This is a genomic window from Candidatus Zixiibacteriota bacterium (genome assembly GCA_040756055.1).
Taxonomy (GTDB): Bacteria; Zixibacteria; MSB-5A5; order GN15; family FEB-12.
In genome coordinates this window covers 1-21,067 of sequence record JBFLZR010000005.1, presented here as the reverse complement: position 1 = coordinate 21,067, position 21,067 = coordinate 1, and the positions used below count along the sequence as shown (strand labels likewise).

Sequence of the window (21,067 nt, the reverse complement as noted above, 5' to 3'; positions counted from 1 at the left end):
CCCGATAGCAGGGCTTTTTCTAAAGATATGAGCTTACCCACCGAAAAAACTAATATGCCCTTTGAAGTCAAAGACTGCACACTGATTACAAGAATGGGCGGAGTCGATACGGCCGTAAACCTGCGCGAATTGCGCGAAAGAATCGCGATATGTCCCGAAGATTGCCTGTTTCATCACTTCAGCGAAACCCTCATTCGACCTTCCTTCGATGATCCGGAGTTCCGTAACGACTTTGCCGTCTGGTCTGCCCGGTTTCTGCGTGACCGTGTATTGGCCGAACGCCTGGGGATTCTTAATCCCTACAAATTCAAATCCTTTCAACTCCTCCGCGAGACAGTCGTGGAAATTATCGATGACCGCCTGAGCGAACTGCCATACATACCATCGGTACCCAAAGGGGACGATTTCATCTTCATGCGCGCCGCAACGGTTGTTTTCAGCAGCGGCGTCGTGCTGACAAACCCGGCTGAGCTTGTCGAAATACTTCCGAGTATTAGTTACAGCTCCATCTATTATCACTTCATCGAGGCCAGACGACGTACCGAGAGCCGTGTCGACGATTTCACAGCCTGGTGTCTTGGTTTTGGCAAAGGATGTGAAGAACTTATAGGAGCCCTCAAAAGTATCGACTTCTACTACCTGACCTTGCCCGAGTTGAAAAAGACTCTGATAGACACTGTTGAATCAATCACTTCAAAGGTGGATGCATGAACGGACGGTCGCTCGATGCATACGAAGAGGTCGCGGGCAAAGTGGCGGTGTCGCAGTTGAGGCAACTGGCCAACAGTCTTGCCGGCGCCTCCGTGGTTCATGTTAATTCCACCAAGGCCGGTGGCGGAGTAGCGGAGATACTGCACTGGCTGATCCCCCTCATGAACGATCTGGGAATTCATGCGTCATGGGAAGTTATCGATGGCCACGAGGATTATTTCAACGTGACCAAGGCCTTCCACAATGGTCTGCAGGGGAATCGCGTGACCCTCACGCCGTCAATGATACGTACGTATGAAGAGACGGTCGCCTCCAACGCTGACAGACTCCGGCCAATACTCGAAAAGGCCGATTTTGTATTCATCCACGATCCCCAGCCGGCCCATCTACTTGACTTGATGCCGCAGCGAAAGGGCAAGTGGATATGGAGATGTCACGTCGATGTCAGCCATCCCTATCGCAAAGTCTGGAATTACCTCAAGACGAAAGTTGACAGTTTCGACGCGAGCATTTTTTCGATGCCTATTTTCGCTCAGAGTCTCCCTCACCCACAGTTCATAATTGCCCCGAGTATAGACCCGTTGAGCGAAAAGAATCGCGAACTGGCCCAAGCGGAGGTTGATCGAACCCTGAAGGAATTCGCGATCTCTCAGGATTTACCGATTCTCACGCAGATATCCCGTTTCGATCGCTTCAAGGATCCGGTCGGTGTCATCGAGGCGTTCAATCTGCTCGACGGGGCAGTGGAGGCGCAGCTTGTGCTGGCCGGCGGAGGCGCCACAGATGACCCCGAGGGCGACGCCGTCTATCAGGAAGTCATGGACTTCGCCACCGGCAACGATAAAATATTCGTTTTGCAACTTCCCAGCGATGCTCATAGAACGATTAATGCTTTGCAACGGGCATCGACAATCGTAATACAGAAGTCCCTGCAGGAAGGGTTCGGGCTTACCGTGACCGAGGCCATGTGGAAAAGCAAACCGGTCATCGGCGGCAATGTGGGCGGTATCCGACTTCAGGTGCACAATCATTACACCGGATACACCGTGGATTCGCCGGAAGGCGCCGCGTTGCGCATCCGTGAATTGCTCAGACAACCGGAGCGAATGGAAAAGATTGGAGCCACCGCCAGACAATTCGTCCGGGACAACTTCCTTTTGACGCGGCACCTTCGCGAGTATCTCACTCTCATGCTGGGCTTCAAGGTAGGTTTGGAGAATACGCTCATCAGAGTATAATAAAACACGATGAAACTCTTGAATGACAAATTCAGTCTCGACTCATTCTTCGAACGTCTTTGTACAGCCGAGAAGCCGCTCTTGATGCTGGACTACGACGGCACCCTCTCTCCGTTTACGACTGACCGCGAAAGCGCTTATCCCTACCATGAGCTGATACCTGCCATGGAAAGACTCTTCGAAAGCGACAAAACGAGGGTTGTCATTATCAGTGGACGATCGATTGAAAGTCTCAAGGGACTGTTGGAATTCGACCGCCTTCCGGAGTTATGGGGCTGTCACGGTCTGGAGCGTCTGACGCGCGATGGCGAGCACTCGGTTATGCCTCTCGAAGACGCTGTCAATGAGAGGCTGGGCGAATTGTATCCGTGGATCAGTCAAAATGGTCTGATAGATATAGCGGAATTCAAGCCATCGGGCGCCGCCTTTCACTGGCGCGGCCGGCCCGAGAATCTGGTCAACGAAATCAGAGACAAGGTTCTGAATCGCTGGCAGGGTGAGATAGAGAATTCGGGTCTGGAAATTCACAATTTCGATGGCGGCGTCGAAATCCGCGTCGCGGGAACGAACAAGTCAACACCTGTAAAAACCCTTTTGGAGCAGACTGATGGAAACATCCCGGCCGCTTACCTGGGCGATGATTTTACTGATGAAGACGCTTTTGGCGCTCTCAAGGGGCGCGGCCTCAGCGTCCTCGTACGGCCACAACTTCGCGACACCGCAGCGGATCTTTGGCTTCAGCCTCCATCGGAACTGAGTGACTTCTTTCAACGCTGGCCGTAAAATCTCCCGCGTGTTTGCTTTCCCCCGAAAAATTCCGTATTATAGGTGAGGCATGAATTAAAGCTCCTCGCCGGTAATCCACGATAATCGCAGGGTCACTTTAGTCCTGGAGGTTCTTTTGCAGAAACCGGAAAAGAAATTATTCGTTGTTTCCAACCGTCTGCCCATCATTGTCGACCGACACGAAGACCAGTGGCTGGTCAACGCCAGTTCCGGCGGCCTGATAACGGCTTTGGCGCCACTGATGCGGGCCAATCACGGCCTCTGGATGGGCTGGCCGGGCTGCCGGCCGGAAGCTCCGGTGGAACCTCTACTCGAACAACACAGCAGCGAGCAGGGATATACTCTCAAAGCGGTTAGAATCAGCGATGAAGAAATTGAAAAGTACTACCGGGGATTTTCCAATCAAACCATCTGGCCCCTGTTTCACGACCTGATCGGTTATGCCACGTTCGATGCCGAAAACTGGGAGGTCTACAACACCGTCAACGAGAGATTTGCCGACGAGATATCGCAGCACGTGGCCCCGGAACATTTTGTCTGGATTCACGATTATCAGCTTATGCTCGTAGGGCATTATCTTCGTGAGCGAAAGGTAATCACCGAACTGAATTTCTTTTTGCACATCCCCTTTCCATCGCACGATCTGTTCAGGCGAATACCCTGGCGGACGGAAATTATCCAGTCGCTTCTCAAATACGATCACCTCGGTTTTCAGACAACTCACGATCGCCGCAATTTCGTCCACTGTGTCAGGGCCCTCGTACCGGAGGCATCGGTCAAGGGCTACCGCTACCAGACCGAGATCAAACTTCACGGCCGCACTATCAGGCTGGGCACGTATCCCATAAGTATCGATTTCAACGAATTCAACGATCATGCCCGCTCGAAAGATGTTGCCGAGTCCGCCTGGTTCGTCCATGAAAATCTGCCCGGCCGCAAGCTCGTTCTCGGGCTCGACCGGTTGGATTACACCAAAGGTATTCCAGAGAGATTCCTCGCTTTTGAGCGCGCTTTGGAGAAATATCCCGAGCTCCGCCAGAACGTATCGCTCGTCCAGATAGTCGTGCCGAGCCGAACAAAGGTTCCTGAATATCGCGACTTGAAAGAATACCTCGACACCCTTGCCGGACGAATCAACGGGGAGTTCTCCGAACATGGCTGGGTTCCCATCCACTACATGTTCCGCGAGCTGGATCGCACACAGCTTCTGGGCTACTACCGTGCCTGCGAAATTGCTCTGATTACTCCTCTTCGCGACGGTATGAATCTGGTGGCCAAAGAATACTGCGCCAGTTCGGTGGAAAACAATGGTGTGTTGATCTTATCCGAATTCGCCGGCGCCGCAGAACAATTGGCAAAAGGGGCCCTGATGGTCAACCCGTTCGACCTCGAGGGAACCGCAGATGCTATCTATGCCGCATATATTATGGATCAGCAGGACCGTCAGAGGCGCATGCGGACCCTTCGCTCCGAGGTGCGACGCAATGATGTTCAACGCTGGATTTCGTGGTTTCTGGGTTCGAACACCACTTTATTTGAGCCTTAACAAAGATTTCTTCTCCAGATAAGATGGAATTGGAGCTTCTGTCGGCTGAGCGCGGACAAATCCAGCGACGCTGGTACCGGAAGCCGGACTCGAACCGACTTGTCGGCTTCATACTCCCCTCGTGGTCGCTGCTAAAAGTGGGTCTGGATAAATTCAACGATGTTGGTGCCGGAGGCCGGACTCGAACCGACTTGTCGGCTTTACGTTGTCCTTGCGGTAGATGCTGAACGCGGGGTCTGGTTAAAACCAACGATGTTGGTGCCGGAGGCCGGACTCGAACCGGCACGCCCCTTACGGAGCAAGGGATTTTAAGTCCCTGGTGTCTACCAATTCCACCACTCCGGCAATTGGTAACGCGGCAAGAAGTTACACAACTTTTGATAAGGACGCAAGAAAGATTTAGCTTAGCTTTCCTTGTTTTCTATTAAGGGCTTGCGATTCCAAGGCGTAGTTAACACGGTTCGTTTGCCCCGCAACTCGCTAGTCAGGCGGGCGTACAGCCCACCGCTCCTGCGTTTCATACAGATTCTGTGAAATTTGATCCCCCTACTGCATTGGGATTGATGCTGGATGAGTAGCGAATGTGCTGCCGCCCGTTCAGTGTAGGAGGATTGGGAATGTGGTCAATTGCCTAAATGGGCAATGACATCGCGCATATCACAAGTTGTACTTCTTTCGTTTGTGATCGTACGTGGAAGGACCACCTTCGAGGTACTTAATGACTTGATCCCGGATATCAGGCTGGTTCATGGATCCAGTAAGAAGCACTCGGCCCGATGAAGCATCGGCTTCCATGATGCAGAAACTATCCGAGTCCGAGGCTACAGCTACAGAAGAATTGTGAGTAGTGAAAATGAACTGCCTGCGTTCCTTCGTGTTTCTGACCTTGTAACATACGTCTTCCCAAATTGAACGGAGGTCCAGAGAATCTTCCGGCTGATCGATCACGATTGGGAACTTGCCATCGCTTAGGGCCATCAGAAGCAGAGCAACTGCTTTCTGCCCCGTGGAGAGCTCTGCCAACGGCTTGTACTCGGAGCCAACTCTGTAGCTGATGGATGGCTTGTCGTCAGGTGTAGACTTGTGCTGAAGCGCGAGAATATCCTCGTAGCTATAGCTGTCCAATAAGTGATTGAAGAGCTTCAGTATCTTTTCTTGTTCAACATTCGATGGCTCACTTATGCATCTGGCTTCATCGGTTGTCTTTCGCCCCTTCCATTCATATGCCAAGATGGATCTGATTAAATCCCTCGGGGCCACCTTGGATGCGATTGCCTGCATTTCCTCATCTCGGAGCCAACTACCCTTCTTGAAGCGCAGCAGATTCTCCGCGAATATACTTGTATCGGCTTGTTCTGACATCTCGACATTCAGCAGGCCGCCTGAACTGCTGTTAAAATAGTCACATCTAGTCTTTCTGGCCTCGAAGTATGCCTTTCTGTTTTCCTCCAGGCGTGAGACGATTTGCCTTCTTCTCTCAGTGATTGTGCGCAGTAGCGAGGCCTTCCCCTTGAGGAGTGCAATTTCTGCATCCAGTTTTCCAAGCTGTGCCACGATGTTCTTTCGCTGCTCGCTTAGCACCACTTGATTCCCGCCAGCCTGTTTTACTAGCTTGTCATATTCCTGTTTTACTGGTGCAAACGTCTTTTCGAAATCTGCGATTTCCTTGACAATGCTGACAACGCCAGCAGCTACAGTCTTAGCGAGATCCTTTAAACCGGACACTACTGCAGTGTGCGTACTATTGACTACGTCTGCCGTCCTTTTCACTCCAGGATCATTATTAGCGTCTTCTCCTTCGATTTCTGGCGAAGTCAGATCTTCTATCTCAGGTATGAAGTCTTCAACTTCGCCCTTTAGTCCCTCCAAGTAGTTCCGCTGATTAACCAATGCGCGGCCAATGGATTCCTTCTTCTGATACTCCGTGAATGCCTTATTAGTAAGCTGACGTTCCGCTACGCCCAACTGCTGTTGCACCGACTTCTTGCGCTCTTCAACCGACCTGACTTTGTAGTGCGCCCTCAGCGCTTCGGAGTACCTTCGATCAGCTTCGATCAGATCCGATAGGGCTCTTTCGGTGTTTCGAACGTACTTGTAAAAATCGAAGAAGCGATCTATGAAGTGACGCTGCTCACGCCCGGATTTGTCCTCTGCTATTTTTATTATCTCGTTCTGGCTCAGAAATAGCACCGGAAAGGCTTCGGCCACTTCGAAATGCACTTCATTACCAGCCTCGATGTCACGCACTACAACGAGACTACCTTCGTTTGGCTTCAGCTCACGCTCCACCTTGTACCTCTTGCCAGACTCGTCGCACAGAATCGCACTCACTTTGCCGTAGGTCTCAAGGCAATTCGCGAGCTTCTGCTCATGATCCAACTTGAGGTCGGGGTTTGATGGGGATTGATTAAGCACAAACCTCAGGAACTCCACGCATAGTGATTTACCCGATCCCTTTGCGCCTAAGATGCTATTCAACCCATTGTTGAAAGCAAATGACTGATCACTGAGAAACCCGCCTGTTACTTCCAAACTCTGAACAATGGGATAGCTAATCTCAGCGTACTCGTGAGGCTGTCTTATGCGCGTGTCTCTATCTACAAGACATTGACGTATGTCCTCCAAAGTGATATTGCTTTCCACCTTGAAGAAAGAGCATGTACTGCCAATGGTGTCGAGGCTATGAGAGTCTGAGCTTTGAACAACCCCCAGCCGCCGGTAGTGGTAATTGGGATCATTTCCATCCAGAAGGTCAACCACTCGGGTTTTCTTCTTTTTCTTATCTGCATCGCGAAAATTCGCCTCCGATGCTTCTGCACCTATTAGGCAGTGCCTCGGTTTCTCGAATATTGCCCTGCGAGTTTCTCCCTTGATGTCCCCCAGAACTCCCTTGGTTGAATGACAATGGGCGAGGATCATTATTCCAGAGGCATCATATGCATCCAACCTATCGGCTACTTGCCCTACGGAAAGCTCCGTACATAGAGTCTTTTTTCCTTCCTTGTCATAGACTTCGAGAGTATTGAGAAACTGATTGACGTGATCCGTGCCTTTTTCTTCACTGAAGAGACAAAGGACATGTACTCCCTCTTCTCCTCCAGTAACCAGAAGCTCGACACCAGGGAAGACTACCAGCGGTGTCTTCTCGGCGGCGGACTTCAGACCGTCGGCCCAATCACCGGTCTGATGGTCCGTTACCGCAATCGCCGCCAAATCCGCCTTAAGAGCTGCATCCACAATCTGCTCTGGGGTTGCTCCTTTGTCCTTGTAATCACCTGAGGCTGGTGTATGAATGTGCAGATCGACTCTCTTGTATCGAAGTCCTACCACCTTCATTCCTTCGTTAAAACGCCCAACCTCAGAAAAGAACCGGTCGACTCCACCTCGATCGTAGTTATCCAATTGCACGCATATTCAGGCTCCAGTTCCGTCTGAAAGCCGCATGATGAAGACCGTCTTTGCAATTGATCACTCAAACAAGTCTGTGCGAAGCATATATTCAACATGATCATTACTGGCAGTGTTATACGACGTCTTGATGAAATTCTCGTTACGTAGGATTTTCAATCGTCCGTAGCGCCGATGGGACCTGCCAGTGATTCTTGGCTCTCCATCGATGGCACGACCCAATCTTGTATAGGGTATCTGTTCTTGGTCGGCTAATCTCCTCAACTCACTCACTCTTTCCGGCGGTACCGTTACAATTACTTGCCAATCGCCCCAGAAGTACATCAGATTCCAAGGGTCAAGGTTGTGACTACTGGCCGCCTGTTTGACATTCAGCGGCAAGCACTTCTCGGACAGCTCTAACTCGACCCCACAGATCGATCTTTCGCATATGTTCCATATGGCACCGAGCACGCCGTCGGAGTTGTCTGAGGCTGCGGAGACAACACTAGCTCGCCTAAGAGTGCTCATCTCACGCACCTTTGGTGCCGGTCTTACTAAAGCAGTTCTTTCGCTTTCGGAAACATCGGCAAGACCCACCTGATTCGCCCGTAGAAAAGCAGATATGAACTGACCACAAGAACCTATGGCGAATATCTCGTCGCCTGGTTTGCACCCCGATCTTCGGAGAATCTCTCCCGATTGTGCACCACCGATTGCGGTCCCGTGGCAGCCGAATTTCGAGGCTGCCCGGATATTGCCCCCGGCGTTCGCTATCCCCATCTTCTTGCACGCATCCGCGATTCCACAGAAGAAGCTCTGAAAGTCGGCAACAAGCAAGTCTGGAGGGGCCTCTACCGAACTTGTAAAGGCAATCGGGTCGACCCCGGCCGCCGCCAAGTCACTGACGTTGATTAGGACCGAATACCACCCCCAAGTCCGGTACGGTTCAGAATCAAGATCCCACACTAAGGGCTTGGGAGCCGGATCGGACGTAATAGCGATCTCGCTGTGACCGCGCTCAAGGCGGACTGACGCGCAGTCGTCTCCAAGCGTGATTGTGCCTTTCCGATCGCTGCTGAGCGGCAGAACCACTTCCTGCAGCAAGCGGAATTCTCCAACATCTTCTAGCCGATTGCCTTTCACACTCCTTGCCTTCCATGATTATAGTACTAAGGCTATGTACCAGTCAACTTTGGCAGGACATTCTTTCGACAATAGTCGGATAGACCGAGAACGGTCAGATGCGCAGATACCTGGTTTTCAAATGAGTCCAGATGTCTAAGAAGTCCAAAAGCTGTCAAGAAGAGAGGAAGGACATATTCAATGTCAAAGTCCGACCCTTCACCCAAGCGTCCGATGGCCAATTCTCGCAAGTCCTTAATCAACTGATAATACTCATCACACTGCGCGCTCCCCGAGTTTAGCTCCGATCTGAGGTTACCTCCGATAGCACGAGACAACTTCAGAATTGCCGAGAATGGGATATCAGGCTTCAGAAAGACGAATCTGAAATTACACTCCATCAAGACGAAGTCTTTGGCAACATGAGACTCGTCCTCTGCCCAGCCGAAGTCAATTACTCCGGGAGATCTATCGTTTTGTATGATGATGTTTAGCGGGTGAATGTCTCCATGAACTGCGCCAAGAGTTAGTCTCGGCCTCTTGTACCGGAGTTGATCCATCAGCCAAATGGGATTGGTCCAACTCCTACCAAACTGCTTGGTCATCTGTTCCGTATGAGGTCCCCAAATTGCTGCCCATTTCTCGCGTTCTCCCCTACTCCAACCCCGCAAGTATCTCTTGTATTCGCATAGTATGTTTCGACGCCTGCACAGCCTGCCACTGCCAATTCGGAAGTGCATGTCGTCTAAACGGTCAAAGGCAGTGGTCACGAATTCACTCAATGATGTATTTGCCAATGTCTCTTTGCCCCTGAGCACATTGGCCAAACTACTCACTCGCAAACCTAACAGTGGTCGATATCTGAAGGCTTTAGACGAGAAAAACGGCGACCAGAGCACGGAGTACTCTCTTCGCTGATTTGCCTTATCCAAATGAATCGGAAAAGCGAAATTGGATTTATCCTGTCCCGCGTAGGAAGCAACCTGCATGGCACGATTCCATTCATCATTGAGCTTGTCGAACAAGCGTCCCTTCTTTATGGTAGGTCGAGATATCTTCAAGACCATAGGATTCGATGGGTGGTCATCTGGATGGTTTCTATAGAAATAGCCTATTGTGACAGTGGCACCACTAAACCCCGGTGCAGCGCCAACCCGCTCTAATGATACGAGTTTGAGATTGATTGGAAGATTGCTGTACCGTCGAATGTGCGGATAGACTTTGGCTGCTAACCGTCTGGTGGTTGCAATGTGTCTGAGGAATTTGCGTGCCGACCACTCAATACAGCTTAACTGATCTTCGTCGACTATTTCAGCAACAATGTCTCTGAACTGTGGAATCTGCTCAGTTGGCACATCTACCCCTTCAAAACTCTAACTGGAATGCAGAATCGAACGATCAACCCGAAGCTTGTGGACCGTTTCAATCAGCCAAGGTTCAATTGTTTGATATGAACGCCAATCCCATGACTTCTGCACGCCGTAGAGCTCTGCAAGACGCCTACGCATGTACTGCGATGGGAAATCACTGTCTTTGGAGTCTCGCAGATCAATGAGACCTGTGGATCCGTGAGTATCCCGGGCCACAAGGTAGTTGTCGGCGTTACGAAGCTGGAGCCAGGCGTCAATCAAATCAGTGGTGTCTTGGCAATGCCGGCCGAGGAGCCGACCACAATCAACCTGCGATGGCACCGGGACGATATGGACATGCGCGTGGTATATGCCGCAACCATGGCCCGTACCACACTTGGCTCCATGCTCAAAGACAATCGGAAATCCCAGGGTTGACACCTTTCCGGCCAGGCGGTCAATAAGTGATATGAGATGTTTGAGGTCACGAGCTTCAAGACTCGAAATAGTCTCGACGTGCTGCTTAGGCAATACCAGCAGGCTGCTTTTAAACAACTGGCCAATTGTGGGAAGAGCCACAAAAGATTCCGTTTCGCAGATAACGCGAGAGGCGAGCGTTTCCCCGTACACCCTAGCGAACCGCGATCTTATCGGACTGTCTAATTCAACACAGAATTCACAATCCACATCAGAGGTTCGTTCCTGCATCACGGTAGACACCGCGACATTCTGTTCATCCATTAGTAATTCCTCTCATACTAGCGTCGACTTCTGTGCCCAGACTAAGAGCCGAATTGCTGCACCTCCACCCAACAAAATAGCAATAATACTCGGATGACTAGACCATGCAAGCAAAATAGCTCCTTTCAGACACCCGTCCAGCAGACGGAGTGAAAAGGTGCACCACTAATCGCGACGAAAGCTGCCACCCTTGGGACCATTTTGGGACCACTTTCAGTCCAAATCAATCAAAAACCTCCCAAAGTAATACTTAAACAATCGCACCCTATCTAATTGCCGTGCTATGGAATGCGCTGAACGCCAATCAGATGCATTTTCGTCGCGATCAGTTTTTAAGTCCCTGGTGTCTACCAATTCCACCACTCCGGCAATTGGGTATGTTGATTTTGACAGGCGCGGGTAATGTATACAGGCGCAGGAGTATACGCAACTATAATTTCCCGGTCCAACCCCGCCCTTGCGTCCCGCTGCCGCGTTTGCCAAAAAAAAGCCCCTCCCAAAATGGAAGGGGCCTTGTGATAATCTCGCTTATCCAGCCTGAACCGACCTATAGCATCGGCACCGGCAAGCCGGAAACATAGTCAATCGAGGCCTCAATAAGGCTGCGGGCATAATTGAAATTGTGAATACCTCTGGACTGGTCCTCCTCAACGTATACATAATTATAAAGCGCCCCTGCCAAATGCGGATCGGCAATAGTGCCACTGAACGGCGAGCCGTCGTCAAGAACTCCCTGGGTAGTCAGCAACATCGCCAATTCCTCAAGCAGACCGTCCATTTCAGTCTGGTATCCTTCAATATCGCCATCACCGTCGTAGTCTTCATCAGCCGCGAAATCAAACTCCTCGACATCCTCACCGTGACAACTGCTCGTTGCGCACACGCCGACGAGAGTTTCGTCTATGCCCTCGACTGCCATGTTAAATGAATGGCCGCCCAACTGGTAACCAACGTGCGTTCGCGGATCGCCCATGTGACAACCGACACAGGCATTATCCACCTGATTGGCATGCGGCGACAGCGGGAATTCATAGTCTTCGCCGGGGAATTCGTAACCACCTGTTCCGTCAATCATATCGGACTGATTGCTGTGATGCGGTCCGAACCTGCTGTTCACCGATTGATCGGCGGTAATAGCGCTGCCGGCGAACCTCGACTGGTGGCAGGCGGCACACTGGTTGGCAGCGCCATGATCGAACACAGCACCGTCTATAAGGGCGACCGCTTCGGTCTGGCGAAGCTCCAGGGTGCCCGTCTCGTGAGGATTGTGGCAGGTGAAACACCCAATAGCGCTCACACTCGCAAAAGGCACATCGGGAAGCGTGCCGGTCTCCAGGAAAGACAGGTAACCTTCCTCATTGTGGCATTTGGTACAGTCAGTACCGCCTCGATTGGTATAGTCAATGTTGTTTCCCGACGCATGAGTCGAGTTTGCCCACTCTCCCTGCGCCTGATCGAGATACCCGCTGTGACATGCCAGACAGTCTTCACTGGCGTTAGCAAAGTCATCATCGTACTCGACATTGCCCGATATCTCCCGATCACATCCGGCCGCGATCAACAGAAGCAACGCCAGGCCGGCCGCTAAGTACTTGAGTCTATCCATCTTTCCTCCTTGTTATCATCAAAACGCCACCTTTTATAGCCTATAAATCGTACGAAATTCCCACTCGCACGATATTGTCTGTGTAGTATTCGTTGTAGATGGGCGAAGTATCGCCGAGATTATCGAAGTTGTGCGAGCTATACTCGAATTCCAGCCCAAGCCCGCTCTCGAGACGATACCGACCGGTAAACCGAACGGAAAAACTCTCCACATCCAGATCCTGCTGACTGCGAAGATACATACCGCCAAACCCGAAAATGAAATTGCGATATTCCGCCGTGGTCAGTTCACCGTTCAACACGTGTTCATCAAACTCGAAAACTCCGGACGCGTTCTTGTATTCACCGTTACCGTATGAATAAGAACCGGTCGCCATGCCATATTGGGAAAGCTCAACCGAAACATCACCGGCAAAGCGGATATAGTCAGTCGAACTGCCGATATCTTCGTTGTCCATCTGCCTGTTTTGCACCTTCACGCGCAGCCAGCCGAAATCGGCGCGATACCGCGCCGATGCCCAGCCGTTGCTTCGCTCAGTGGTACCGGTCAGAGTCCGGCCTTCATCTACATCCATTTCCTCCGATCCATACCCGGCCTTAAGACTCAACTTATCCACCGGCATGAACCAGGCGGTTATGGAATAGCCGTTGCCGGTCAACTCGTCGGAGATATCATCGTTAAGTCTATATTTGTAGCCGGCGGTAACGCCACCGCGACGGTGCCAGCTTTTTCCGATATAAACCGCATGGGTAATATTATCAGCATCGGTAGCATCTCCGGTGCGCCTCGCCCGGTCGAAAATGAAGCTGTATCTGACCAGGTACCCATCATCGTTGACAAAGCGCACTCCACCCCAGAAGGTGTGGGCCTGAAGGGTATCGACGCGCCTCTCGAAAGCGTTGCGATAATACTGGTAGCCGGCGTTGACCGTCAGATTCTCATAGTTCGGCAAAGGCATAGAGCCATCGGCCCGAAAACGAATGGTGGAGCGATCGTTATCATAGTCGACACCGTCGGAGAACGTAGTGCGACGAAACTCGATCTGACCGACCCGCCGATTTTCCTGAAATGTCAAACCGGCGTGATATGACCAGAGCGAGTAATCCACACTGTCGGCGATTATCCCGTCCTCCGGCACAAACAGCTTCAACATCTCGCCGTTTTTCTTGATGACTCCCAGCCCGGCGAAGAATTTCACCCAGGGACGGGCCCGCCACCACAGTTGACCGCTTGAGCGGTAACGATGAGTCTCAAAGTCACCATTGAAGTCATACGGTCGCCGATAACCATTGTGCGTAAACCCTATCCCCCACGCTCCCGTCTTCGAAGCGCTCAGAGCCACATTGCGGTTGCGAAACGCCGCATTCCGAATATTCGCCGAGAAATTAAGCCCGTTGTCGAACCGATACGAAAACTGCTCAAGGGAAAGGTCAATCCCCTGGTAGAGATTGAAAGTATTCTGGTTTAAGCTCTGGTTTCCCTCCGTGTCCAGAAAGAGATAGCCGACCCTGACCGTACCCCCGTAATTGTCACTCTGGGCATTGGCGATGACTGCCACTAACAGGACAGCGACTACAATCGTGAAAACACCTTTATAGTATTTCATAACGAGCCACCTCCTATCGATAGTAATGGCAGAAGCAGTCATCGGGGCCGCTTCCAAGTTTACTGCCAAGCTGCGGATCGAGCAGATACAGGTTATCGTATGACCCGTGAATTTCGCTGTGACAGTCCAGGCAAGCATACCCGGCCATGCTACCGCCGTGAGCCGTCAGGTGCCCGGGGGGAGTTCCGTGACACTGCAGGCACAGGCGATCATCCGGCTGATTGAGCAACCGGTCATTGGAACTGCCGTGAGGTGAATGGCACGATACACAGCCACTGCCCTCAGGAGTGAAAGAACTGGTCGCCTCATGTTCGAACAGATACGGTCCGCTCTGCAGCGGATGACAGTTGGTGCAGATGACGCCACCGCCGTGTCCGTAGTCCGGCTCACCCGCCGACACCAGACTGTGACAGTCAATACACCCGATATTCTGTCCAGTCAGAGGATGATTCGACCGTTTGCGAAATTCGTTGACCACCGCGACGTGACAGGTTCCGCAGAATCCACCGCTGGGGTCAATCAACAGATACTCATTGGTTCCGTGAACCGTGTGACACGATGTACACGAGAGGTCCAATCCGGCGTGCGGGTCGAACCCGGCCGTGTAGGCCTGCAGATGCGCATCGTGGCAATCCGTACATATCTTTTCGACCCGGAAAGACTCCATTACCGCCGGATTGCCGATCGTTCCCCGACCCGGATCATCCAGATGCATATCCGCTCCTTTGTGACAGGAGACACAGGCAATCATCATGGAAGGATTGTCTACGGTCGAGGAAAGCCTATGTGTGGTCGGCATCAGGCTTTTATCGAAGTCCTCATGGCAGGCAAGACAGTCTTCATCGGCAACATCCAACGTCTGACCACCCACCTGCGAATATGACGATATGACGGAGAAGGAAACGACTAATAACGGCAGGGTAAATTTCAAAACCCTGAAAACATAAGGAGACATGCATCACCCCCGATTCAAAAGAATCACGTTTCCTCAACATAAACCATGTTGACAATTCATGAACAATTTTTCGACTCTAATAGTCAACAAAAAAAGAGATAAAAGTGATATTTTTTGACCAAGGAGGTCCAGTAGTTCCACAATCATATACTAGTTAGTATAGTATTATTGAACACAATATGTGTTGTCGCTCTCAATGGAAAAGCTTCGACAATCTGTTAGGGGGTTGTTGAATCGGTCAGACAATTAGGGGGCCCGATGGCCCCCCCTTAACTTTGCGCCTGTGTTAACAGGTCAAGTTTAGACCGGTGATGTCTCTAACGCAACTTGACTCTGGCGTCCGCCGGCATCAGTCTGACGCCAGGCTCACGACTGGCGCTAACCGGTGGTTCGGCCATGTCCCAATTGGCGACATCTGATGGATCACCGCCCGTGAAGGTAAGTCGCCAGTAATATTCGAGCGGGTAGTATCCGGTCCAGTCAGGCGTCCAGTAGTCACAGTAACCATAGATGTCATACACATTGCTTGACACCTGCGCTATATCGCTCTGGAACATGGACAGGTAGTATATCCATCCATCCGAATAGCCGAACTCCTGATAGATGAATTGAATCACGAGAGGATCACAGTAGTACTGCATCGCGGCAAACGCGAAGTACCCGTTCGGATCACATCGGACTGTCTCCACGGTATCCGTTACCACGACCGTATCGTAGTAATTGTGATCAATCGTCACCGTGTCATACAGGAGCGTGGTGTCGTAAATGTAGTCGGTCTCCGTGATAGTGACCGTATCCACCAGCACGAGAGTATCCTCTAAAACGACAGTATCAACTCCCTGAACGGGGTTCGGAGCTGAATCGACAACGGTGTCGATTCGTACGATGGTATCGAATACATACTCGGTTTCGGTTTCGTGGACATACTCGGTCGACTCAACAATCTTTTCTTTTTCGCAGCCTATCAGCACAATCACGACCGTCAGGATTGCCAGGGCTGCCAGAATAGTTACTCTTTTCATATCATTCTCCGTTGCGCAAAAACCTTTGCTTCCAACCCTGTCGATGCAAAAGTCACGCCAACTGTCGGCAAAACCAATCCATATTTGTAAGTGCCACGGCAGCCATGCGTTACAGCGAAGCAGCGGGGAGCCACCGAGAACCTATTCGGTGTAAAAATTTGACATTCAGATGCAGACAAAGAGCAGAGATGCGGGTGTTCACAATTTGAACAGTACTGCTTTCAGGCCTCTAGGCCACGCCAATACAGACAGATCAATTGACTCGACTCAATGGCAGTCTCTCAAGGATATTATTCCGATAGACGAGAGCGATAACCCCGGAGTTCGGCATCAGATACTTGGTCAGGTTCTACCAAGCGATAATGCCTCTCGCCAGCCACACGAACCCCTCCGTTGCCAAGCTCAAATTCGAATAGAGCAATGACCTCCTCACGCATAAACTGAGCGCCAACGGGCCGACACACGAGTTCAGGGAACTTGTGCTCGCACATCGCTAAATCCTGCTCTATCTGAACCACACTCAAGCGGTCCTTCCCACCTTTGGCCTGAACTGGAATGACGTATTGAACCCCCCTTTTGTCTACGCCAATGTAGATTTCGTCCGTCTCTATCTGTCCCATGTTGGGTACTGTTGTTCGCAAATGACTCTGCAGAGAATAGCAAGTGATCCCTGTAAACACATCAACAAGTCTGTTGTATCTCACCTTAGCCAGAAGAGCCTGTTCATCACTCAAAGAATGCTTGCTAACGATCCCTGGAGTAGCATCGGGAATTTTGGTCTCAGCAATGTTTTCGTTGGGATCGAGAGAGATGTCGCGCACTAAGCTAAAACGGTACCTCCCTCGCCCCGCTGCTCTGATTATCCAGGTCATTCCTTTAGGCGCTTTTGCTCTCACTTTCGCTGGCAAACTAGATCTGTACCTAAAACTATATACTACATCGCCCAAGTTTTTGGGGTATTCGATCCCCAAGTCTTCGGCAACCGCTACTATGTCCGAGCGCTCAAAACTAATTTCGCTGGCTCCAGATCTAAACTTGGAGAGAAAAATCCGCTCAATAATCTCATTGTATTTGCTCTTTGACCCCATATCCTCATAACCTCGCAACACACTAACCGGGCCACCGAAGCAACAGGACCTCTTCACGCAACTGCTCACCGGTGGTTGTGGATAAACGAGTTCTGAAAAGATCAATATCGGTTACTTCATACCCTAATGACTCTGCTATTTCACCAAGTAATTGCCCGGTTCTAATCATGACTCTCAAATAGGATGCCTGATCTCCGACGACATAAGCGAGCCTCGCCCCGGGGCTCAACCTTTCTCTAAGTTCGGCAAAGTGCCTCGCCATGCCCCCAAAATAGAGTTTTGTTAAACGCCCGTAGAGACGTTCAAACCCCGATGTTTTGCCGAGTTCAATTCTTCTGATTTCGATGTCCCTCGCGATATTCTCAATTCTGGGGTTTCCCCTTATGTATTTGTCGTCCTCATCACCTGCAAATACCCCACGAGTATTCGAACGAACAAAGGACTTCTTCAGGTCTCGCAGATCCTGCCTTGTTGATATGTAACCAAGAAGGACAGACTCTAGGCGAGTAGTCCGAGTATAATCCTTTTCATTCGGATACGGCGGCGAAGTGATCACTGTATCAACAGAGCGACCGTCAAAAGATTGAGCAATAGTGCGTGAATCCTCGCATCGCACGGCGGCCTCCGTCGGGCCACAATCCGCTACAACTCGTAGGTCCCGACACATTTGAAGAATATTGTTTAACCATGCCGAAATCACCCCGGCATCTTGCTTTTTCACCCTGCTTACCCCCACTTCCGGTCCAAAATGGAGGTTGCTTGCGCCATAAACAACTGTTTTGGCCAAAGCCAGTCTTTCGTGTTGATGATAGGTAACTTCTTTGCTTTCTTCTATGGTCTCCAACAAAACAATGGCTTTGTGAAGTGGTAGCGGACTTATAGAATTCTTGATTAGAAGAGCCATGCTTTCTTCGGGAAGGGTGCGGAGTCGACCCGCGTCGCAGGACGACACATTTTGAGCAGCCGAAAACAACTCACCGTTATCTGAGAGCCCATGTTTATGAAGTTTCTCCAAGGCTTTATCGTAAATTCCCCTTGCATGAGTCTCCAAACTTCTCGGATTTATTGCCCAATCGGTTTTTGTCCGAGCAAATGCGGCCACGGCTGGATTCACTTCCAAACCTATGCTTGCTATACCCAATTTCTTACACTCAACTACCGTTGTGCCGGTTCCACAGAATGGATCCAGAACGAACTGCCCCCGCCTGGCATCGAAACGTCCCAAATACTCTCTTACCAAATGCGGTGGGTATGACAGTACAAACCTAAACCAGTCATGCACTGGCCGGTCTTCAGCAAGTAGCTGATTGCTTCCGTTCCCCATCAGTTTTCGTTTAATCTCGGCCATCCGCCAAAAGAGACCCAGCTCTCATGTTGTTTGAAGTTCAGCCTATCAACGCTAATTTAAGCACACAACCCGGCAGTGCAACTAAAATTGTATCACATTCTTCGCCTACACGATGTGTCCGTTCCGCGGAACCCGCAAGGCGAAGAGCATGTCGACGAAAACGATCACCGCTCCGGAAATGAACGTCACCTCATACCCGAATGTCGCCCACAACACACCGCCCACCACAGGAATCACGACCGCTGTCACGTGATTGGCTGTCATGCCAAACGACAGGCAGTTGGTGAGATCTTCGGGGGTAGAGATTTTTTTCAGGTAGGATTTCAGCGCAATCGACGAACCGAACAGAACGTGATCGAGAACATAGAAAGCGATGAGAATCGGCAAAAAGGTAACGTAGGCGTAGCCGGCGAAAATGAACACCAGCACGAAAGAACACCCCGCCAGAACCACCCTCTCCCCTATCCGGTCGGAAAGATTGCCAAGGAATCGATTTGTGAATATCGTTACGCCCGCCGTGGCCAGCATGAGACTCGATATCACGGTTATGTTCAAGCCGTGATTTTTCACGAGCAGGAATATGGCGAAAGTCGTGAATATGTGTCTTCGACAGCCCCTCAAAAATGAGAGAGTGTAATAAAGCCAGTATTTCTTCTGTATTCTCAACTTTCGCTGCTCAGTCTCGCCGCGGTTGGACGGCAGCGCCACGGTCAGATACAGGCCGGTTGCCGTCACCAGGCCGCCGATAACGTAAAAAGTCGCTCTGAAATCCAGGAAAAACGTCAGAAGCAACACCAGCCCGGCGCCGACGAGCCCCGCCATGGCCTCGAACGACATCAGCTTCCCTTGTGTCCGTCCGAGTTCATCGACATTCGTGAGCGCAAGCAACTGCGATGAATTCATGGGTTCGAAATAATGAAATCCAAAGGACATCAGCACCGTGGCCAGTCCCAGCACGACTATTGTCGGCGCCGCACCGCAAAGCAGAAGCCCCAGCCCGATAGCGGCAATGGAAATGGCGGCGATCTTTGATTCGGTAAAATAAACGGCGAGGGCACCCACGCCGAATGCCAGAAGCCCGGGGATTTCCCTGGCGGCCTGAATGATACCGACTTCGGTAGGCGAAGCTCCGAAGACTTCCACACCGAAATTGTTGAACATCACCCGCCATGCATAGAAACCGATATTAACGGATATTGCCGACAGCGTGACGGTAAAGACGGAGACTTTCTTGATGCCAAGCGACATAATCCGGTAAAGATAATCCAAATCGGGGAAAATACCGACAAGAAAATTCCGCTCGTCGCGGCTATCCAGCAAAAAAAGAGCCCGACAAACCACAATCCCCGCCGAAATCCGTTTATCCGCGAATGGCCGTTCCACCGGTGGAAAACGCGGCCAGGCCGTTTAACTGTAAAAGGTGCTGCCTAATGAAGAAAGTACGTCTGGTGTCAGACAATACCGAGGAAATGAAGTAATTGAGGGCACTCGCGCCGTAGTTCTTTGCGAATCTTGACCCGCGCCCGGTGCAGATACCAGCGAACGGTCGCTTCAGAAACGTTCAATGATGAAGCCACCTCGTCAATATCACAACCCTCGAGGTCCCTTAATACAAAAACGGACCGCTGCTTATCGTTGAGAGCATCAGCAGCACTAATGAGGTAGCCCGCAATTTGTTGACGACGAAACGACTCTTCGGGATCCTCCTGCGTGGTCTCCACTGATTCGTGAAATTCCTCCAGCGGCTCATGACGGTGTCGTTTGTGCTTTCGCATGTAATCGATTGAAGCGTTCACGGTGATGCGGTAAAGCCAGCTGTAAAACTTCTTCGAATCATCGAATCGCCAGACGTTCTGATACATCTTGACGAAAACCATCTGGGCGATATCGGCCGCCTCATCATAATTGCTGACCATCTTATAAGCCAGCGCCGTCACCTGACGGCTGTAGCTGTCCACCAGCTCGGCAAACGCCTGCTGATTGCCCTGCTGAATCTGGCTCACCAGTTGCTTCGCGCGAGTATCGTCATACGTGTCGGTCTCATCGACATCCTGACGATGCAAGCTGAGCTTGGGCGACAATTCCGGTTTATGATTGATTGGTCTCTTGAGCGACCGCCTTGAGGTAATCCTATTATTGCTTTCCAGAGCCCGACTCATTGGCTAAACTCCTTTGGTTTTATGTTTCGCCTTGTCACAAGTCCAGGTGCTTCTGGTACACAATCCGACCCGAGGACATCCAATTTTACGGTCGGTTAATCAAAGAATGTATCTGGTGTGGTATTGTTGGTTCTTATACGGGAGGAGGTCTGAACATCCCTGCGCCCCCAAGGCTCAGATCCTCACTCCCGGCTTGTTCCAACCCCCTTTTGAGTTTTCGAAGTCGCCGGGCACGGATCGTTTAGATTCTATCATTGACACGCATCCGTTAAAAACCCGACCTTGTATCTTGTCTTGGTCATTGGTTGCGTCAGATATTATGACAGACCGGGATGAAACTCTAACCCGACCGAGGCCGGAAAGCCTGTCTAGTAGATAAGTTCTCCCGGTCTGCTACAGG

General features: G+C 51.0%; 16 protein-coding genes and 1 tRNA gene. 4 read left to right on the top strand and 13 right to left on the bottom strand.

The genetic code is table 11. From position 1 onward, the window contains the following. Window positions 1–54: 54 nt before the first annotated feature. From AB1483_10010 to AB1483_09995, 4 genes are all read left to right on the top strand, one after another. Window positions 55–711 (top strand): DUF5752 family protein, encoded by a 657-nt coding sequence (locus tag AB1483_10010; protein MEW6412792.1) that lies wholly within the window; start codon window positions 55–57, stop codon window positions 709–711. Next, complete coding sequence (locus tag AB1483_10005) at window positions 708–1,949, top strand: glycosyltransferase (protein ID MEW6412791.1); 1,242 nt, start codon at window positions 708–710, stop codon at window positions 1,947–1,949. The genes AB1483_10010 and AB1483_10005 overlap by 4 nt, the downstream gene beginning before the upstream one ends. Before the next feature lie 9 nt (window positions 1,950–1,958). Beyond that, window positions 1,959–2,732 (top strand): trehalose-phosphatase, encoded by a 774-nt coding sequence (otsB, locus tag AB1483_10000; GenBank protein MEW6412790.1) that lies wholly within the window; start codon window positions 1,959–1,961, stop codon window positions 2,730–2,732. A gap of 118 nt (window positions 2,733–2,850) precedes the next feature. After that, window positions 2,851–4,281 carry a trehalose-6-phosphate synthase gene (locus tag AB1483_09995; protein MEW6412789.1) on the top strand — a complete coding sequence of 477 codons (1,431 nt, stop codon included), beginning with the start codon at window positions 2,851–2,853 and terminating at the stop codon, window positions 4,279–4,281. A gap of 256 nt (window positions 4,282–4,537) precedes the next feature. On the opposite strand, the gene AB1483_09990 is transcribed toward AB1483_09995, so the two are convergent. The 13 genes from AB1483_09990 to AB1483_09930 form a co-directional block, all read right to left on the bottom strand. Next, window positions 4,538–4,626 (bottom strand) — tRNA-Leu (locus AB1483_09990). 312 nt (window positions 4,627–4,938) lie between these two features. Then, a complete protein-coding gene (locus AB1483_09985; GenBank protein ID MEW6412788.1) occupies window positions 4,939–7,683 on the bottom strand; it encodes a TrlF family AAA-like ATPase in 2,745 nt (914 codons plus the stop codon). A gap of 66 nt (window positions 7,684–7,749) precedes the next feature. Continuing rightward, window positions 7,750–8,775 carry a thiamine-phosphate kinase gene (locus tag AB1483_09980; protein MEW6412787.1) on the bottom strand — a complete coding sequence of 342 codons (1,026 nt, stop codon included), beginning with the start codon at window positions 8,773–8,775 and terminating at the stop codon, window positions 7,750–7,752. 71 nt (window positions 8,776–8,846) lie between these two features. Then, window positions 8,847–10,148 carry a phosphotransferase gene (locus AB1483_09975; protein MEW6412786.1) on the bottom strand — a complete coding sequence of 434 codons (1,302 nt, stop codon included), beginning with the start codon at window positions 10,146–10,148 and terminating at the stop codon, window positions 8,847–8,849. A gap of 18 nt (window positions 10,149–10,166) precedes the next feature. Continuing rightward, window positions 10,167–10,883, bottom strand: a complete 717-nt coding sequence (locus AB1483_09970; GenBank protein MEW6412785.1) for an HIT family protein — start codon at window positions 10,881–10,883, stop codon at window positions 10,167–10,169. A 547-nt stretch (window positions 10,884–11,430) separates the two neighbouring features. After that, window positions 11,431–12,489 (bottom strand): hypothetical protein, encoded by a 1,059-nt coding sequence (locus tag AB1483_09965; GenBank protein ID MEW6412784.1) that lies wholly within the window; start codon window positions 12,487–12,489, stop codon window positions 11,431–11,433. A gap of 40 nt (window positions 12,490–12,529) precedes the next feature. Then, complete coding sequence (locus AB1483_09960; protein MEW6412783.1) at window positions 12,530–14,095, bottom strand: hypothetical protein; 1,566 nt, start codon at window positions 14,093–14,095, stop codon at window positions 12,530–12,532. A gap of 13 nt (window positions 14,096–14,108) precedes the next feature. Further along, window positions 14,109–15,050 (bottom strand): cytochrome c3 family protein, encoded by a 942-nt coding sequence (locus AB1483_09955; protein MEW6412782.1) that lies wholly within the window; start codon window positions 15,048–15,050, stop codon window positions 14,109–14,111. A gap of 317 nt (window positions 15,051–15,367) precedes the next feature. Continuing rightward, a complete protein-coding gene (locus AB1483_09950; protein ID MEW6412781.1) occupies window positions 15,368–16,072 on the bottom strand; it encodes a hypothetical protein in 705 nt (234 codons plus the stop codon). Window positions 16,073–16,362: 290 nt separating this feature from the next. Continuing rightward, window positions 16,363–17,160, bottom strand: coding sequence for an endonuclease (locus AB1483_09945; GenBank protein ID MEW6412780.1), 798 nt, complete (start codon window positions 17,158–17,160; stop codon window positions 16,363–16,365). Window positions 17,161–17,182: 22 nt separating this feature from the next. Then, complete coding sequence (locus AB1483_09940; GenBank protein ID MEW6412779.1) at window positions 17,183–18,508, bottom strand: DNA methyltransferase; 1,326 nt, start codon at window positions 18,506–18,508, stop codon at window positions 17,183–17,185. A 105-nt stretch (window positions 18,509–18,613) separates the two neighbouring features. Next, the gene (locus tag AB1483_09935; protein MEW6412778.1) at window positions 18,614–19,828 is read right to left on the bottom strand and encodes an MFS transporter; all 1,215 of its coding nucleotides are present in this window, start codon (window positions 19,826–19,828) and stop codon (window positions 18,614–18,616) included. Between the two features lie 131 nt (window positions 19,829–19,959). Beyond that, the gene (locus AB1483_09930) at window positions 19,960–20,667 is read right to left on the bottom strand and encodes an RNA polymerase sigma factor (protein MEW6412777.1); all 708 of its coding nucleotides are present in this window, start codon (window positions 20,665–20,667) and stop codon (window positions 19,960–19,962) included. Between the last annotated feature and the right edge of the window lie 400 nt (window positions 20,668–21,067).

Coding starts and splice junctions, on each gene's coding strand:
- AB1483_09950 (MEW6412781.1), bottom strand. CDS start 16,072: ATGAAAAGAGTAACTATTCTGGCAGCCCTGGCAATCCTGACGGTCGTG.
- AB1483_10005 (MEW6412791.1), top strand. CDS start 708: ATGAACGGACGGTCGCTCGATGCATACGAAGAGGTCGCGGGCAAAGTG.
- AB1483_09970 (MEW6412785.1), bottom strand. CDS start 10,883: ATGGATGAACAGAATGTCGCGGTGTCTACCGTGATGCAGGAACGAACC.
- AB1483_09930 (MEW6412777.1), bottom strand. CDS start 20,667: ATGAGTCGGGCTCTGGAAAGCAATAATAGGATTACCTCAAGGCGGTCG.
- AB1483_09965 (MEW6412784.1), bottom strand. CDS start 12,489: ATGGATAGACTCAAGTACTTAGCGGCCGGCCTGGCGTTGCTTCTGTTG.
- AB1483_09940 (MEW6412779.1), bottom strand. CDS start 18,508: ATGGCCGAGATTAAACGAAAACTGATGGGGAACGGAAGCAATCAGCTA.
- AB1483_10010 (MEW6412792.1), top strand. CDS start 55: ATGCCCTTTGAAGTCAAAGACTGCACACTGATTACAAGAATGGGCGGA.
- AB1483_09945 (MEW6412780.1), bottom strand. CDS start 17,160: ATGGGGTCAAAGAGCAAATACAATGAGATTATTGAGCGGATTTTTCTC.
- AB1483_09960 (MEW6412783.1), bottom strand. CDS start 14,095: ATGAAATACTATAAAGGTGTTTTCACGATTGTAGTCGCTGTCCTGTTA.
- AB1483_09955 (MEW6412782.1), bottom strand. CDS start 15,050: ATGTCTCCTTATGTTTTCAGGGTTTTGAAATTTACCCTGCCGTTATTA.
- otsB (MEW6412790.1), top strand. CDS start 1,959: ATGAAACTCTTGAATGACAAATTCAGTCTCGACTCATTCTTCGAACGT.